This is a genomic window from Coprococcus sp. AM14-16, from assembly GCF_003434675.1.
GTDB lineage: Bacteria > Bacillota > Clostridia > Lachnospirales > Lachnospiraceae > Coprococcus > Coprococcus aceti.
On record NZ_QTLL01000001.1, the window covers coordinates 963670 to 979731 of the forward strand.

Annotated in this window: 11 protein-coding genes and 2 tRNA genes; 1 reads left to right on the forward strand and 12 read right to left on the reverse strand. The window is 47.4% G+C overall.

Features of this window, described 5'->3' with window-relative positions:
• Window positions 1–5: 5 nt before the first annotated feature.
• The 6 genes from infB to DW159_RS04335 all read right to left on the reverse strand — a co-directional run bounded on the left by infB (window position 6) and on the right by DW159_RS04335 (window position 5975).
• On the reverse strand, window positions 6–2891 hold the full coding sequence (infB, locus tag DW159_RS04310; RefSeq protein ID WP_117549055.1) for a translation initiation factor IF-2: 2886 nt from the start codon (window positions 2889–2891) through the stop codon (window positions 6–8).
• A gap of 3 nt (window positions 2892–2894) precedes the next feature.
• The gene (locus tag DW159_RS04315) at window positions 2895–3224 is read right to left on the reverse strand and encodes a L7Ae/L30e/S12e/Gadd45 family ribosomal protein (protein ID WP_082418050.1); all 330 of its coding nucleotides are present in this window, start codon (window positions 3222–3224) and stop codon (window positions 2895–2897) included.
• Window positions 3208–3477, reverse strand: coding sequence for an RNase P modulator RnpM (gene rnpM / locus DW159_RS04320; RefSeq protein WP_015534837.1), 270 nt, complete (start codon window positions 3475–3477; stop codon window positions 3208–3210). The genes DW159_RS04315 and rnpM overlap by 17 nt, the downstream gene beginning before the upstream one ends.
• A gap of 49 nt (window positions 3478–3526) precedes the next feature.
• Window positions 3527–4717: a transcription termination factor NusA gene (gene nusA, locus DW159_RS04325; protein WP_117549056.1), complete on the reverse strand. Its 1191-nt coding sequence runs from the start codon at window positions 4715–4717 to the stop codon at window positions 3527–3529.
• Window positions 4718–4729: 12 nt separating this feature from the next.
• Entirely contained in the window at window positions 4730–5152 is a 423-nt protein-coding gene (gene rimP / locus DW159_RS04330) for a ribosome maturation factor RimP (RefSeq protein WP_055144996.1), read from the reverse strand.
• A gap of 184 nt (window positions 5153–5336) precedes the next feature.
• Complete coding sequence (locus DW159_RS04335; protein WP_015534836.1) at window positions 5337–5975, reverse strand: precorrin-2 dehydrogenase/sirohydrochlorin ferrochelatase family protein; 639 nt, start codon at window positions 5973–5975, stop codon at window positions 5337–5339.
• Window positions 5976–6074: 99 nt separating this feature from the next.
• Here DW159_RS04335 and DW159_RS04340 point away from each other — a divergent pair, with 99 nt between their 5' ends.
• On the forward strand, window positions 6075–7307 hold the full coding sequence (locus DW159_RS04340; RefSeq protein ID WP_117549057.1) for a peptidoglycan-binding domain-containing protein: 1233 nt from the start codon (window positions 6075–6077) through the stop codon (window positions 7305–7307).
• Window positions 7308–7373: 66 nt separating this feature from the next.
• Here the strand turns inward: DW159_RS04340 and DW159_RS04345 are convergent.
• The 6 genes from DW159_RS04345 to dxr form a co-directional block, all read right to left on the reverse strand.
• Window positions 7374–7445 (reverse strand) — tRNA-Glu (locus DW159_RS04345).
• Between the two features lie 41 nt (window positions 7446–7486).
• A tRNA-Glu gene (locus DW159_RS04350) sits at window positions 7487–7558 on the reverse strand.
• A 130-nt stretch (window positions 7559–7688) separates the two neighbouring features.
• Window positions 7689–12590 (reverse strand): PolC-type DNA polymerase III, encoded by a 4902-nt coding sequence (locus DW159_RS04355; protein WP_117549058.1) that lies wholly within the window; start codon window positions 12588–12590, stop codon window positions 7689–7691.
• A gap of 47 nt (window positions 12591–12637) precedes the next feature.
• A complete protein-coding gene (ispG, locus tag DW159_RS04360) occupies window positions 12638–13687 on the reverse strand; it encodes a flavodoxin-dependent (E)-4-hydroxy-3-methylbut-2-enyl-diphosphate synthase (RefSeq protein ID WP_117549059.1) in 1050 nt (349 codons plus the stop codon).
• A gap of 58 nt (window positions 13688–13745) precedes the next feature.
• Window positions 13746–14843, reverse strand: coding sequence for a M50 family metallopeptidase (locus tag DW159_RS04365; protein ID WP_117549060.1), 1098 nt, complete (start codon window positions 14841–14843; stop codon window positions 13746–13748).
• Between the two features lies 1 nt (window position 14844).
• Entirely contained in the window at window positions 14845–15987 is a 1143-nt protein-coding gene (gene dxr, locus DW159_RS04370; RefSeq protein WP_117549061.1) for a 1-deoxy-D-xylulose-5-phosphate reductoisomerase, read from the reverse strand.
• Window positions 15988–16062: the final 75 nt, after the last annotated feature.

Sequence of the window (16062 nt, forward strand, 5' to 3'; positions counted from 1 at the left end):
TATTACTACTTTCTAGGCACCTCTACCATCTCGTATGCCTCTATCTGATCTTCCTCTGCAACGTCCTGGAAGTTCTCGAATACCATACCACACTCAAAGCCGGACTTAACTTCCTTGACATCATCCTTGAATCTCTTGAGTGAAGCAAGCTTTCCTTCAAATATAAGATTGCCCTCTCTGGTAATCCTTACGCTGCAGTTTCTGTTGATTGTTCCGTCGAGAACATATGAACCGGCAATGACACCGATACCAGAAGCCTTGTATGTCTGTCTGATCTCTGCGTGTCCGATGACCTTCTCCTCATATATAGGATCAAGCATACCCTTCATTGCTGAATCAATATCCTCTATTGCATTGTAGATGACTCTGTACAGACGAACATCTACGCCCTCGCTGTCAGCCATATCCTTTGCTCTCGCATCCGGTCTGATGTTGAAACCGATTACGATGGCATTTGATGCTGATGCAAGGATTATATCTGACTCGTTGATAGCACCTACACCTGCATGTATGCACTTGATAACGACCTCGTCATTTGAGAGCTTTAAAAGGCTCTGCTTAACGGCCTCAACCGAACCCTGTACATCTGCCTTGATGATGATCTTGAGCTCCTTGAGGTTGCCGGCCTGGATCTGGCTGTACAGATCGTCAAGCGACATTCTCTGCTTTGTATCTGCAAGAAGCTTCTCCTTACCCTGTGAGATGTATGTCTCTGATATGGTTCTGGCTTCCTTCTCATTGTCAACTGCCATGAATATCTCACCTGCGTCAGGAACTGTGTTGAGACCCTGGATCTGTACAGGTGTTGATGGAAGAGCCTCTGTAACTCTCTCACCTCTTGAGTTGGTCATGGCACGCACCTTACCATGTGACGCTCCGACAGCGATGTAATCTCCAACATGGAGTGTTCCCTTCTGTACAAGCATTGTTGCAACAGGTCCACGTCCCTTGTCAAGCTCAGCCTCGATGACGATACCTCTTGCCTTTCTGTTAGGATTTGCCTTAAGTTCAAGCACATCCGCTGTGAGGAGGATCATCTCAAGGAGATTGTCAATACCTTCCTTAGTATGTGCAGATACAGGACAGAATATTGTTGAACCACCCCAATCCTCTGGGATAAGCTCATACTCTGTAAGCTCCTGCTTAACTCTCTCTATATTGGCACTTTCCTTATCGATCTTGTTGATCGCTACTATGATCTCAATCCCAGCAGCCTTTGCATGGTTGATAGCCTCGATAGTCTGTGGCATTACACCATCATCGGCAGCTACAACAAGGATAGCTATGTCTGTACTCTGCGCACCACGCATACGCATTGCTGTGAACGCCTCATGTCCAGGAGTATCAAGGAATGTGATGGTCTGGCCATTTACATCTACAACTGATGCACCGATCGCCTGTGTGATTCCACCAGCCTCGCCCGATGTAACCTTTGTCTGTCTGATCGCATCAAGGAGTGATGTCTTACCGTGATCAACGTGTCCCATAACGCAGACTACTGGAGGTCTTGGAACCATGTCCTTCTCGTCCTCTTCGTCCTCCTTCAGGAGTTCCTCGATCACATCTACCTTCTCCTCTTCCTCAGCTATACAGTTGTACTCAAGTGCGATCTCTGAAGCCTCGTCAAATGGAAGCTCTGAGTTCACATTGACCATCTTACCTGCGAGGAACAGCTTCTTGATAAGTGCTGTTACAGGAGTCTTTACCGCATCAGCCAGCTCCTTGAGTGTTACAACCTCAGGAAGTGTGATGGTTCTGATTGCATCCGGATCCTCCTGCACAGTCTGCTGCTTCTTCTGTGGCTTGTTCTTCACATTCTTCGCAAGTCTGCTGATATCAGCCTCGACCTCCTCAGGTGATCTTCTGTTGCCCTTACGTGGCTTGTTCTTATCTCTGTTGTAGTTATCTCTGTTCTGGCTCTTTAAATCCTTACCCGGCATCTCCTTCGCATCGAAGTCCTTGCGTTCTCTCTTGAATGGTGCTCTCTTCTGAGCTGGGCTGTCATCCTCGTCATCCTTGCCAAATGGCATATTGATACGGTTGCTGAAACGGTTGCCACCATCTCTGTTAAAGCCTCTTCCGCCCTGGTTTCTATCCCCATTGCCGAAGCGTCCGCCACCCTGGTTTCTGTCTCCGTCTCTGTTAAACCTTGGTCTGTCACCCTGACCGTCCCTGCCTCCTCTTGGTCTGTCACCCTGGTTTCTATCACCATCTCTGTTAAACCTTGGTCTGTCATTCTGGCCGTCTCTGCCTCCTCTTGGTCTGTCACCCTGGTTTCTGTCGCCATCTCTGTTAAACCTTGGTCTGTCGCCCTGACCGTCTCTGCCTACTCTTGGTCTGTCACTCTGATTTCTGTCGCCCTGGCCATCTCTGCCGAATCTTGGTCTGTCACCCTGATTTCTGTCGCCCTGGTTCCTGTCGTTGCTGAATCTGGCTCTGTCTGAACCGCCCTGTCTGTCGTTGTTAAATCTGACTCTGTTACCGTTGTTATTCATCTTGCCGCCGTTTCTGTCCTCCCTGGCAAATCTTACATGATTGCCAGAACCCTGTCTGGCTGCTGAATTGTCATCCCTTGAAGGATTCTGCTTCTGCGCGTCCGCCTTTGGCGCTGCAGCAGGCTTTGCTGTCTCAGGCTTTGGCTGCTCTGTCTTAGGCGCTGCCTTTGGAGCCTCCTGCTTTGGTGCTGCAGGCTTTGGGGTCTCAGCCTTTGGAGCCTCGGCCTTTGGCGCAGTCTTTGCTCCAAACTTAGCCTTAATTATTCCAACCATCGAATCGTCCAGATTGGACATATGACTCTTGATCTCTATTCCCTTTGCGCCAAGGGTATCTATGATATCTTTATTTGAAATGTTTAACTGTTTTGATAATTCGTGTACTCTGATTTTAGCCAAATGTTACACCTCCATGTTTTCATTTACATTCATGTACTTTATGATCTGATTCCCGAATCCCTCGTCAAGTATCGCAATGGATGTTCTCATCTCATTGCCACTGTACTTGCCAAGCTCATCCTTTGTCCCGTACTCATAATAAGGAATCCCATAATAATTACATTTCTGGTCGAAAAGTTTCTTCGTATTGTCAGAAGCGTCCTTCGCCACAATGACCACGTACGCGCTCTGATTCTTAACTGCTTTCTCTACTGAGAAATTGCCACTGCACAGCCTTCTGGCTCTGGCACACAGAGAAATTAACGAGTAGATCTTGTTATTCTTCAATGTCACGCAGCTCCTTGTCTAATTGTTCATACACCTCAGCAGGTATGCTGACCTTGAAAGCCTTCTCAAGTGCTTTGCTTCCAACCGCCTTCTTAAGGCACTCGGATCTCTTGCATATATAAGCGCCTCTTCCGTTGAGCTTGCCGGTTGCATCAACTGCGAACTGCCCGTCATTGCTTCGGACTATCCTTATCAGCTCACTCTTCGGCATCATCTCACGGCATCCAAGGCATTGCCTCAGAGGTACCTTCTTTGCCATCTCATCACTCCCTATTCTCTATCATGTGCCACTACATCAATGCAAATGATTACTCTTCGTCGTTTGTGTCTACTGTTTCATCTATGTCAAATGAAGCAGCATCGGCATCTTTATCTTCGCTTACTTCATCATAATATTCATCGTCGTTATAAGAATCAAAGTTCTCATCGTACTCATCCTCTGGCTGCTCATCAAAGTAACCCATCTCCTCAGCCTTTGAATGGCTCTTGATATCGATCTTGTATCCTGTCAGCTTTGCTGCAAGGCGGGCATTCTGACCCTTCTTACCGATTGCAAGTGAAAGCTGTGTATCAGGTACTACGACAAATGCTGTCTTCTCATCAAGATCAACGGATACGTCCTCAACATCTGAAGGACTGAGCGCATTGTAAATAAACTCAGCAGGGTTCTCACTCCAAGGAATGATGTCGATCTTTTCACCGTTCAGATCTGCAACGACAGCATTTACTCTGTCACCATTGATTCCTACGCATGCTCCAACTGCATCGACGTTCTCATCGTTTGACCATACTGCGATCTTAGATCTTGATCCTGCCTCTCTGCAGAAGCTCTTGATCTCAACTGTTCCGTCTGCGATCTCTGTTACTTCCTTCTCAAAAAGTCTCTTGACGAGCTCTGGATGAGTTCTTGATACAGTGATCCTTGGTCCTCTGTTTGTCTTCTTGACCTCTGTGATATAAAGCTTTATTCTGTCGCCTCTCTCGTAGCTCTCTCCCTCGATCATCTCTGATGGCTTTAAGAGTGCCTCTGTCTTGTCATCAAGGCTCACATTCACGCTGTCTCCAACCTGTCTCTGAACGATTCCTGTTACGATATCCTTCTCCTTCATATGGAAGTGATCGTATATAGCTGCTCTCTCGTTCTCGTTGATCGCCTGAACGATGACATTTCTCGCACGCTGGGCTGCGATTCTTCCAAAGTTCTTAGTTGTGATCTCTATATTTACTGTATCACCTATCTCGTACTTGCTGCTTATCATCTTGGCCTGCTCCAGTGTTATCTGGCATGCAGGATTCTCAACTTCCTCAACAACCTCTTTGGCTGCATATACATGGCACTCACCAGTCTCTCTGTCCAGTGAAACTGTAATGTTCTCGTCTGTATTGAAATCCTTCTTGCAGGCTGTCTTGAGTGATCTCTCTATAGCCTCAAGCAGAACATCCTTGCTAATGTTTCTCTCCTTCTCCAGCTGGTTCAATGCTTCAATGATCTCTGACACCTTTTTATCCTCCTAATATATAAATGCTAATCGTATCATGGAAATATCTTTTCTCGTTATCGTTATCTCTGTCTCATCCTCAAGCTCAATGGTAACTGTATTCTCATCATATGCCTTGAGCACACCCTCGAATTCCTTTGCACCATTTACCTTGGCAAATGTCTTGATCTCCACGACCTTACCTATGCTTCTCTTGAAATCCTTCTCTTTCTTCAGTGGTCTCGTAAGCCCCGGTGAGCTGACCTCCAGTATATAGGCATCTCCTATATAATCATCCTGGTCAAGCAGGTCTCCAAGTGCTCTGTTCACTATCTCGCAATCACCGATCGTGATGCCACCTTCCTTGTCTGCATACACTCTGAGGTAATAATCACTGCCTTCCTTGACGTACTCCACATCAACAAGCTCCAGATTGTTCGCCTCAATGATCGGCATCACAAGTGCCTCCGTCTTTGCTTCAATATCCGCTCTCTTCGTAAATACGACCACCTTTCTGTAAAATATTATCCCCACAACAATTGAGAGTGGGCCAAGGCCCACTCTCATGCTGCAATCTATAACAATCTCACTTATTGTATCATAATTATCAAATAATTCAAGTACAAATATTAACAAATATTTATGCGTTTCTTCTGGCTGCGTCCTCACGGTAATATTTGTCAAGCACCTTGTTCGCCTTCTTGTCGTCAAGAACGCATTTGTTGGACAGTGCAACCTTGACGAGTTCATCCAGTGCTTCCTCCCTAAGTGCCGTGCTCTTGATGTTGACATTTGCAAGCTCTGTGTACGCTCCCATCTTTCTTGTGAGCGCCTCGTACTCCTCTGGAAGCATCCTGTCTATCATATTCCTGATCTGCTTGGATACCGCCTGGCTGTTGCCGCCTGTTGTGACTCCCACCACAAGATCTCCGCGGACGATAACGCCTGGAAACAGGAAGCTGCTGAGCTCCTTGTTATCAGCCACATTTACCATGATGCCCCTGTCATTACAATATGTACCTATCTTGGCATTGATCTCCGGTCGCCTGGTTGCCGCCACAACAATGTCTGCATTCTGCAGTATGTCAAGTGCCACGTTGCTCTCATGTACATTTATTCCCTTTATCGCTTTTATATCATCGCACACCTTCGGCGCAATGACAGCTATCTTCGCTCCAAAATACAGCAGCGAATTGATCTTTCTAAGTGCTGCCTTGCCTCCACCTACAACTATTACTTTCTTGCCCTCAAGATCGATGTACATTGGAAAGTATGCCATATCTTATCTCCTCCGAATATTCTATAAATCTAGTCATATACTTACTGTGAAAGCTGCTTAAAAAACTTTCACAGCAAATTATAAATGAGGAATTAAGAAATGGCAATTACAAATAACGTTGGTTCACTAAAAATTCAGATAACGAACAACAATTTCTTTCCCATCGAGGGTGCTTCCGTATACATAAGCCCTACGGGAATTCCCGATTCCACCTCAGAGGAATTTGTCACCGATAAAAATGGTATCGTCATCGATGAAGAGCTTCCCGCCCCCGATGTCGCCTACAGTCTGGAGCCTGGCGACAACCAGCCATACGCGGAATACAACGTCCTTGTGAACGCGCCAGGGTACAATGAACGCTTCATCTCCGGGGTCCAGATATTCTCCGGTGAGAACGGGATCCAGAACATAGAGCTGACACCATCCGATGGAAGCGATACGAACCCTACCGTTCTCGACGCCCACACCCTCTGGAAGCAGTATCCACCCAAGATCGCCGAGGACATGATAAAGCCGGTGAATCCATCAGGCGGCATAGTGTTGAGCCGCGTCGTTGTACCTGAGACCATAGTTGTCCATGACGGCGCCCCGGCGGACTCCACCGCCAGGGACTACTATGTTCCATATAAGGATTACATAAAGAATGTTGCCTGCAACGAGATATATTCCACCTGGCCTGATGCAGCCATCCGTGCAAATGTACTGGCGATACAGTCATTTACCCTTAATAGGGTCTATACCGAGTGGTACAGGGGAAAAGGATACGACTTTACTATCACGAGCAATACCGCGTTCGACCAAAAGTGGGTCTACAATGCAACCATATTTGAAAATGTCTCCCAGATCGTCGATGAGATGTTCGCCAACTATCTCTCAAAGCCCAACGTTACACAGCCACTATTCACCCAATACTGCGATGGCAAACGTGTATCCTGTCCGGGCTGGATGACCCAGTGGGGGTCAAAATCCCTGGCAGACGACGGTCTCACCGCCATCCAGATTCTCAGATACTATTACGGAGATACAATATACATCAACACCTCGGAGACCATATCCGGTATACCTTCATCATATCCGGGCTACGAGCTGACCATCGGCTCAAGCGGCGACAAGGTCTCCCAGCTCCAGAGGCAGCTCGCCAGGATCGCACTCAACTATCCCGCCATCGGTACCGTAACCGTCGACGGCATATATGGTCAGGAAACCGCTGATGCTGTGAGAAAGTTCCAGCAGATATTCAATCTTCCGGTTACCGGAGTCACCGACTATAAAACGTGGTATAAAATTTCACAGATATATGTGGGAGTTACGAAGATTGCGGAGAATGTGTAGCACCGCTTCACACACTATGGCATGAAAACACAAAAAAACTGAAATCATAATGATTTCAGCTTTTAGCAGTTCGTAGGGGAATCGAACCCCTGTTTTCGCCGTGAGAGGGCGACGTCTTAGCCGCTTGACCAACGAACCATAGGTCTTGTTATCTAATTATTGAATCTTTCGATTCTTAGCAGTTCGTAGGGGAATCGAACCCCTGTTTTCGCCGTGAGAGGGCGACGTCTTAGCCGCTTGACCAACGAACCATAAGTGCTTGTATCCTGCCGCTTCGCTTGCGACCTGTTTAATATAACAGAAACGAAAGCAGAATGCAAGCACTTTTTTTATAAAATTGCAAACTTTTTTCAGATTATTGACTTAATTTGTTCCGCCAGCCTACATAAAGTCAAACAGCGAAAGCTGATTTGTCTCCGGCATTCCGTCCAGGATGCCCAGCTCACTCATCTTCTCGATGGTTCCCTTGCCGATCTTTGCACGCTCATTGATCTCCTCCTTGGAGAGGAACGGCCCCTTCTGGGCGGCATCGTAGAGCTGCTGTGCAGCCTTCTCTCCCATTCCTTCTATGGATGCGAAGGATGGCATGATCTTGCCGTCTATTATCTGGAACCTGTCAGCCTTTGCCTTGTATATATCTATTGGAACAAAGTCGTAGCCTCTTGCGTACATCTCGAGAACTATCTTCAGATCCTTGAGCTTGCCCTCGTCCTTGGCTGATCTCTTGTTCTTGTCCACCTTGCTTATCTCATTGATATGGAAGAGAACTCTCTCCTTGCCAAAGCACATCATCTCATAGCTGAAGTCATCAGCTCTGATACTGAAGAATGCTGTATAGTATTCAAGCGGATAATTGACCTTGAACCAGGCAATTCTCCACGCCATCATGACATAGGCCGCCGCATGGGCCTTCGGGAACATGTACTTGATCTTCTGACATGACCATACGTACCAGTCCGGTACTCCGTGGGCAGCCATCTCCGCCTTCCAGTCATCCCATTTGTCACATTTGCCCTTGGCCACTATTCCCTTACGAACCTTCTCCATGATGTTGAATGCAAGTCCGGCATCAAGTCCCATGTGTATCAGATAAACCATAATATCGTCACGACAACAAATGGCTGTCGATATGGTACACTTGCCCGACTTGATGAGCTCCTGCGCGTTGCCCAGCCATACATCGGTTCCATGCGCCAGACCCGCTATTCGCACAAGATCTGAGAAACATGTCGGCTTGGCATCTATAAGCATCTGCATAGCAAAGTCCGTTCCGAACTCCGGCACCCCCAGGCTTCCAAGAGGTATCCCATTGATATCCTCCGGTGTGATCCCCAGCGACTTTGTGCTGTGAAACAATTCCATGACATCCTTGTCGTCAAGTCTTATCTTCGTGGCATCAAGTCCCGTCAGATCCTCAAGTCGCCTGATCATGGTCGGATCATCGTGTCCAAGAATATCGAGCTTCAGCAGGTTATGATCGATTGAATGGTACTCAAAATGTGACGTTATGATATCCGATGTCACATCATTTGCCGGGTGCTGTATAGGTGTAAATGAATATATCTCCTCATGTCTCGGAAGAACTATCATACCACCCGGATGCTGACCCGTGGTTCTTCTGACACCGGTACATCCCAGAGCCAGACGCTCCATCTCGCATCTTCTCTTTGTGACCGTTGCATTCTCCTCAGCGTACTTCTTCGCGGCCTTCTCATCCATTCCGGACGCCTTGGCCTCCGCCATGAGATCCTCCTTGGAGTGATCCTTGAAGTAATTATACACATATCCAAATGCTGTCTTTTCCGCAACACCACCTACGGTTCCCGCCTTGAATGCCTTGCCCTTGCCGAAGAGTACCTCGGTGTATGCATGTGCCTTCGACTGATACTCACCCGAGAAGTTCAAATCGATATCAGGCTCCTTGTCTCCGTTGAATCCAAGGAATGTCTCGAATGGTATATCGTGTCCTTCCTTTATAAGCGGTGTTCCACAATTCGGACAGTCTCTGTCCGGCATATCACATCCGCTCATTCCCGAATACGACTTTACAAGCTCTGAATCAAAATCCACAAAGTGGCATTTCGGACAGATATAGTGAGCCGACAGCGGATTTACCTCCGTGATACCGGCCATTGTTGCGACAAATGAAGATCCAACCGAACCTCGGGAACCAACCAGATATCCGTGGTCATTGGAATCCCACACAAGCTTCTGTGCGATGATGTACATAACCGCAAATCCATTTGAAATGATGGAGTGCAGCTCCCTGTCCAGTCTCTCCTGAACCTGAGGTGGCAGGTCTGGGCCATATATCTCATGTGCCTTGGTATAACATATATCCGTAAGTGTCTGATCCGAATTCTCGATGATAGGAGGCGCCTTGTCCGGTCTGACCGGCTCTATCCTCTCTATCATGTCCGCTATCATATTCGTGTTTGTGATGACGACCTCCTTGGCCTTGTCACTTCCAAGATACTGGAACTCTGCCAGCATCTCCTCCGTGGTACGGAAATACAGCGGTGGCTGCATATCAGCATCGTCAAAACCCTTGCTCTTCATGATGATCGCCCTGTATATATAATCCTCAGGATCAAGGAAATGCACATCACAGGTTGCGACCACTGGCTTGTTAAACATCTCTCCGAGCTCCACGATCCTCTTGTTGTATCCGATCAGATCGTCCATGGTCTTTGGATTCCTTGTATCCCTCGTCATGAATTCATTGTTGCCAAGCGGCTGTATCTCAAGGTAGTCAAACCAGTTGACCAGTCTCACTATCTCCTCATCCGACGCATCATCAACTATGGCACGGAACAGCTCTCCCGCCTCACAGGCAGAGCCTATTATCAGACCCTCTCTGTATTTGTTGATGAGACTCATCGGCATACGCGGCCTTCGCGCAAAATATGTCAGATGAGACTCAGATATGAGCCTGTACAGATTAACTCTTCCTATCTCGTTCTTTGCCAGGATAATTCCGTGATATGTCTTATCCTTTTTGATCGCATCAGGTGAGGTGCTTCCAAGGACATTTAGATCATCCATGGTCTTAACATCTCTCTCCTTCAGCATGTCGAGCAGCTTGAAGAATACTTTCGCCGTGGCCTCCGCATCGTCTATGGCTCTGTGGTGATGCGCATTCACGACCTTGAGTTCCTTACACACTCTGTCCAGAGTGAATTTTCCAAGCTCCGGCAGCAGTATATGGCTGAGCGTCATGGTATCCAGAACCGTGTTGTCGAACTTAAGTCCAAGCTCCTCCGCATTCATTCTCACAAATCCCGTATCAAATGACGCATTGTGGGCAACCACGATATCGTCACCGCAGAACTCCACAAATCTCGGAACGATCACATCGAACATCGGCGCATCCTTTACCATATCATCATTGATGGATGTGAGCTGTTCTATCTGGTATGGGATAGGCACACCCGGATTTATAAACTCCGAGAATGTATCTACGACCTCTCCGTCCTTCACCTTGACCGCACCGATCTCTATGATCTTGTTGTGCTTCTTGGAAAGTCCCGTTGTCTCTATATCAAATACCACGTATTCCGAATCAAGGCTCTGATTCCTTGAGTTCTTGACCAGATCCTTCAGGTCATCGACAAAGTAACCCTCGACACCATATATGATCTTGAAATCTTTTCTGAGTCCCTTTGTATGGTTTGCTATAGGGAAAGCCTGAACAACACCGTGATCCGTGATCGCTATGGCAGGGTGTCCCCAGTCGCTGGCACGCTTCACGATGGTCTCTATATCGACCACACTGTCCATCTCGCTCATCTTGGTATGCATGTGAAGCTCGACACGCTTCTCAGGATATGTATCCATACGAGGTACACGGAAGTCCTGAATGTGCTTCATACCGAGCACTCGGCATATCATAACCTCCTTGGCATACGAGTCGAACTCGGCAAGGCCCTTCATCCTATAGAACTTACCCTTCTGTATCTCCTCGCGGTAGACCTCCATATCCTCAGGACTGCAGAACATCTTGAAGCCTATGGTGTCTGTGAAATCTGTTATATATCCCGTCAGTATGATCTTGCCATTTCGGAGCTCTCTCTCCTCAGTGCTCATGATCTGTCCGTGGATGACGACCTCTCCGATACCATCGTTGATGCTGGATATCTCAAGCAGCTTGCCCTCCACATCTCTTCCTATGAACACCTCTGGATCATCTGAATATCTTCGCCTTCTTCCGAACTTCTCCTTTTCACCGCCATTTTTCTGGCCTGAATCGCCGCCGGAGGATGCAGGAGCAGCCTTATTCTCATCAGGCTTGTGTCCCTCGCTCTTCTTATTCTTATCTTCCTTCTTCGACACTCCGAGCTTATCCTTGTCCACGGCCTTTCCGTCCACGATGATGTCGCCATGATCCCTGAGGTTGTTCAATATGGCATCTATCTTCTGCTGCTCAACAAGTGCACTGGCTCTCCTCAACTTCTCCTTGTCCGCCTCACTGTACTCAAATGCAACATTGACATTCAGGTCAAATCTCTCCTGGAACATCTCCTCCATATACGCCTTTATTTTCTCAGCGTGTATATGCGCTATCTTACTGTCCTCTATAGCTATGGTTATCGCGTCTCCGTCACAGTACAGTTCTCCTATCGATCTGGATATAAGCCTGTAGCCCACATTGCTGAATGATCTTATATCGTAGAGTATGCTGTCCTGATATGCTTTGACTATTGCTTCGAGATTGTACTGTGTAGAAAGTGTATAGTGCTCCCGTATCTGGACCGTATACCTTTTATTGCCAAATACAAACTTACGGATACACTCCTCCGCCTTTTCTATATTCGGTCTGCTTATTATATGTCTCGATCTTATGTCAACCTGCAGGATATTTTTACTGTCATATATCGTGACTTTTGTCACATACACCTCGGTGAACAGACCTGCAAGCTCCTTAGTCATCTCCACTCCGGGGAACACCGTCATGAAGAGCTCCGCCTGCTCATTTCCGGCATCTGAAACCGCCGTTGCAGAGCCATCATTACTCTCATTTCCACTCACTGAGCCTTCCGGTGTATCAGCATCAGCCTCGCACCCCTCGACCATATCGCCACCAGTGCCATCACTGACCACGTCTTCGTCCTCGGCATCTTCCTCCATATCATCTGCGATATGCCAGCCCGAGTCGTGAACATCCGCCTGGGTGTACGATGCGCTCTCCTGCTGCATATCAGCATACATCTGGCTCTCATACATCTCCTGTTCAGCCATCTGGGCTTCATAATCCATCTGAGTCTGCATCTCATCGGCATACATCTGATCTATATTCTCTTGTTCCAAAATACGATCTTCGTTGTTCAATCCTATTCACTCCAATTATCTAACTCGCGCTTCAACGCTGGTATAAATTCATCCTCACTGAGTCTGCCAACTATCTCACCCTTCTTGATGAGCAGTCCGCAGCCCTTGCCTCCTGCAATTCCAAGGTCGGCTTCCTTAGCCTCTCCCGGGCCGTTCACCACACAACCCATAACTGCGACTTTAATATTGAGATGGTCATAGTCTGACACAAGCTTTTCCACCTTGTTTGCAAGTCCGATAAGGTCGATCTCAGTACGTCCACAGGTCGGACATGACACAAGCTCTACTCCGCCCTTTCTGAGTCCAAGAGCCTTGAGAATAAGCTTTGCTGACAGGATCTCATCCACCGGATCTCCTGTCAGGGACACTCTTATCGTATCGCCTATTCCCTCATGGAGTATGATTCCAAGTCCCACCGATGATTTGATATTTCCTCTTGTGACGGTTCCTGACTCCGTGATTCCCACATGCAGAGGGTAATCTGTCTTGTCCGCGATGAGCTCATGGGCTCTCACGCACATCATAACATCAGACGACTTGATGCTTATGACTATGTTGTGATAGTCAAGCTCCTCGATCATGCGCACCTTGTCAAGAGCGCTCTCAACTATTCCCTCTGCGGTCACTCCGCCGTACTTCTCCACGAGATTCTTCTCCAGAGAACCACTGTTTACACCGACCCTTATAGGAATATTTCTCTTTCTGGCAGCCTCGACTACCTTTGCCAGCTTCTCCTGTCCTCCGATATTTCCCGGATTTATCCTGATTTTGTCCACACCATTTTCTATGGCCTTTATGGCAAGCCTATAGTCAAAATGTATGTCGCCCACAAGCGGAATGTGGATCTGTTTCTTTATAGCCGGGATTGCATCTGCTGCAGCCTCATCGTTTATCGTACATCTGATTATGTCACATCCGGCCTTCTCAAGCTGGAGTATCTGTGCAACCGTAGCCTCCACATCGCTCGTCTTTGTGTTGGTCATGGACTGTATAAGTATCGGATTGCCTCCGCCTATAACCCTGTCACCTATGTGGATCTCTCTTGTCTTCATATATACTCACAGCGCCAGTACATAAGCACTGGCGCCTTTCCTCCTTCTTTAATTGTCTTTAACTGAAAAATACATTCTTTATATCATTGAACAATATTACGACCATGAGGATCATGACCAGCACAAATCCCACAAATGTGACTATGTTTTCCTTGTCCTTCGGAACCTTCCGCCTGGTTATAAGCTCGATCAGCAGGAACAGGAAACGTCCTCCGTCAAGTCCCGGTATCGGAAGCATATTCATGATTCCAAGGTTGGCCGAGAGAAGCACTATATAGTTCATCCAGTTGAGGAGAACCGTAAGGACATCGACCTTTGCAGCCTCATTGAACGTATCGTTCATGGACTTTGCCACACCCACAGGGCCGGACACCTCATCTGAGCTGACCTGTCTGGTGACTATGAGCTTAAGGCTCAGGAACGTGGCCTTGACCCAGTATCTGACCTCATAGGCAGAATACTTCATCAGCTCGCCAAAATTCTGTGGCAAGACATAACCGCAGCTTACGATTCCCACCTTATAACCTGCACTTGTCTCCACCGGATATACAGTCGTATCGTACACCGTGCCATCCTTCTTCTGCATCTTGAGGTCTATAGGAGAACCGTCCCCGTATATCTCAAGATATATCTGAAGCTCCCTGAAGTTCTTGATCTTGCTTCCGCCGATCTCAAGGACGGTATCTCCATCCTCTATCCCGGCCTGCTCCGCAGGATAAACTCCATTGAACTCCTTGACAACATCCGCATACTCGCTTTCCTTCGCCATCCCGCTGTCGTACACCCTGCCGATAGTCGCAGGATCTGTACCACAGAAGTGGATTATGACCGCTGAAAAGATAAATGCTATAACTATGTTCATGAACGGACCGGCAAGGACCTCCGCCATACGCACCCATATGGACTTCTTCTCAAATGCGTTCTCGTCATCCTCATGACCTTCCTCGCCTTCGCTTAGCAACATACAATAACCGCCCAGAGGTATGAGTCTCAGTGAATACTGTGTATCCTTCTTGGTAAACGAGAAGAGCTTTGGGCCAAGTCCCATGGAAAACTCAATTACCGATATATGATTGATCTTTGCGACAATAAAATGTCCAAGCTCATGAAAAAATATTATCACACCAAATACTAGAATTATGAGAATTATGTTCAATCTACCACCTGCTTTCTACAAAATCATATACCCAGCGCTCAGTGTCAAGTATCTGTGACACGTCAGGGTTTTCTATAACTGTATGACTCGCCATACACTCCTCTATTATCCTGTATATATCGAGGAAGCGTATCTTCCTGTCAAGGAATTTTGCCACTGCGCACTCATTTGCCGCATTGAATACAGTCGGCATTGAACCGCCATCTGCTATGGCAGAATACGCATACTTTAATCCCTTAAATGTATCCATGTCCGGCTTCTCAAGAAGAATCGAGTTCATAGTCCAGAAGTCCAGTCTGTCACCGGCCATGTATCTTCTCTCCGGATAACACAAAGCGTACTGTATCGGAAGCTTCATGTCCGGAGTTCCAAGCTGTGCTATGACTGCGCCATCCCTGTACTCAACCATCGAGTGGATTATGCTCTGTGGCTGGACTACCACCTGGATATTCTCCGGCTTCACATCAAAGAGCCACTTTGCCTCTATAACCTCAAGTCCCTTGTTGACCATGGTTGCTGAATCTATTGTTATCTTTCTTCCCATACTCCAGTTTGGATGCTTGAGCGCATCCTCCACCTGAACATTCTCAAGAAATGCGGTATCCTTTCCCCTGAAAGGCCCACCTGACGCTGTGAGCAATATCTTCTCCACATCGCCGTGCACATTTCCCTGAAGGGACTGGAATATAGCGGAATGTTCGCTGTCAACAGGCAGTATCGCTACATTCTTCTCCGCCGCCAGCGGCATGATGATATGTCCCGCTGTCACCAGAGTCTCTTTATTGGCAAGTGCTATGTCCTTTCCCGCATTTATGGCTGCTATAGTCGGTCTTATTCCGATCATGCCAACTATTGCCGTGACAAGGATGTCTGATGATGAAAGCTCTGCTATCTCTATCAATCCGTCCATGCCCGCAACAACTCTTATGTCAGTGTCCGCAAGGCACTCTCTGAGTCTCGCAGCATTCTCTTCGCTCCATATTCCCACAACCTCAGGCGAAAACTCCCTCGCCTGTTTTTCCAGGAGCTCTATATTACTTCCGGCGGCAAGCGCCACTATATTCAGATCTTCCTGAACCCTAACTATCTCAAGGGTCTGTGTTCCAATTGAACCTGTAGAGCCAATTATCGCTACATTCTTCATGTTATCCTCCTGTATCCGGATTTACCGGATCATCTATCCGAATATAATAGGCAGTATCCAGTGAACCCACTGGGC

Coding starts and splice junctions, on each gene's coding strand:
- DW159_RS04335 (WP_015534836.1), bottom strand. CDS start 5,975: ATGGCATACTTTCCAATGTACATCGATCTTGAGGGCAAGAAAGTAATA.
- ispG (WP_117549059.1), bottom strand. CDS start 13,687: ATGAAGACAAGAGAGATCCACATAGGTGACAGGGTTATAGGCGGAGGC.
- rnpM (WP_015534837.1), bottom strand. CDS start 3,477: ATGGCAAAGAAGGTACCTCTGAGGCAATGCCTTGGATGCCGTGAGATG.
- DW159_RS04340 (WP_117549057.1), top strand. CDS start 6,075: ATGGCAATTACAAATAACGTTGGTTCACTAAAAATTCAGATAACGAAC.
- dxr (WP_117549061.1), bottom strand. CDS start 15,987: ATGAAGAATGTAGCGATAATTGGCTCTACAGGTTCAATTGGAACACAG.
- DW159_RS04355 (WP_117549058.1), bottom strand. CDS start 12,590: ATGTATGCCGATGAGATGCAGACTCAGATGGATTATGAAGCCCAGATG.
- rimP (WP_055144996.1), bottom strand. CDS start 5,152: ATGCCGATCATTGAGGCGAACAATCTGGAGCTTGTTGATGTGGAGTAC.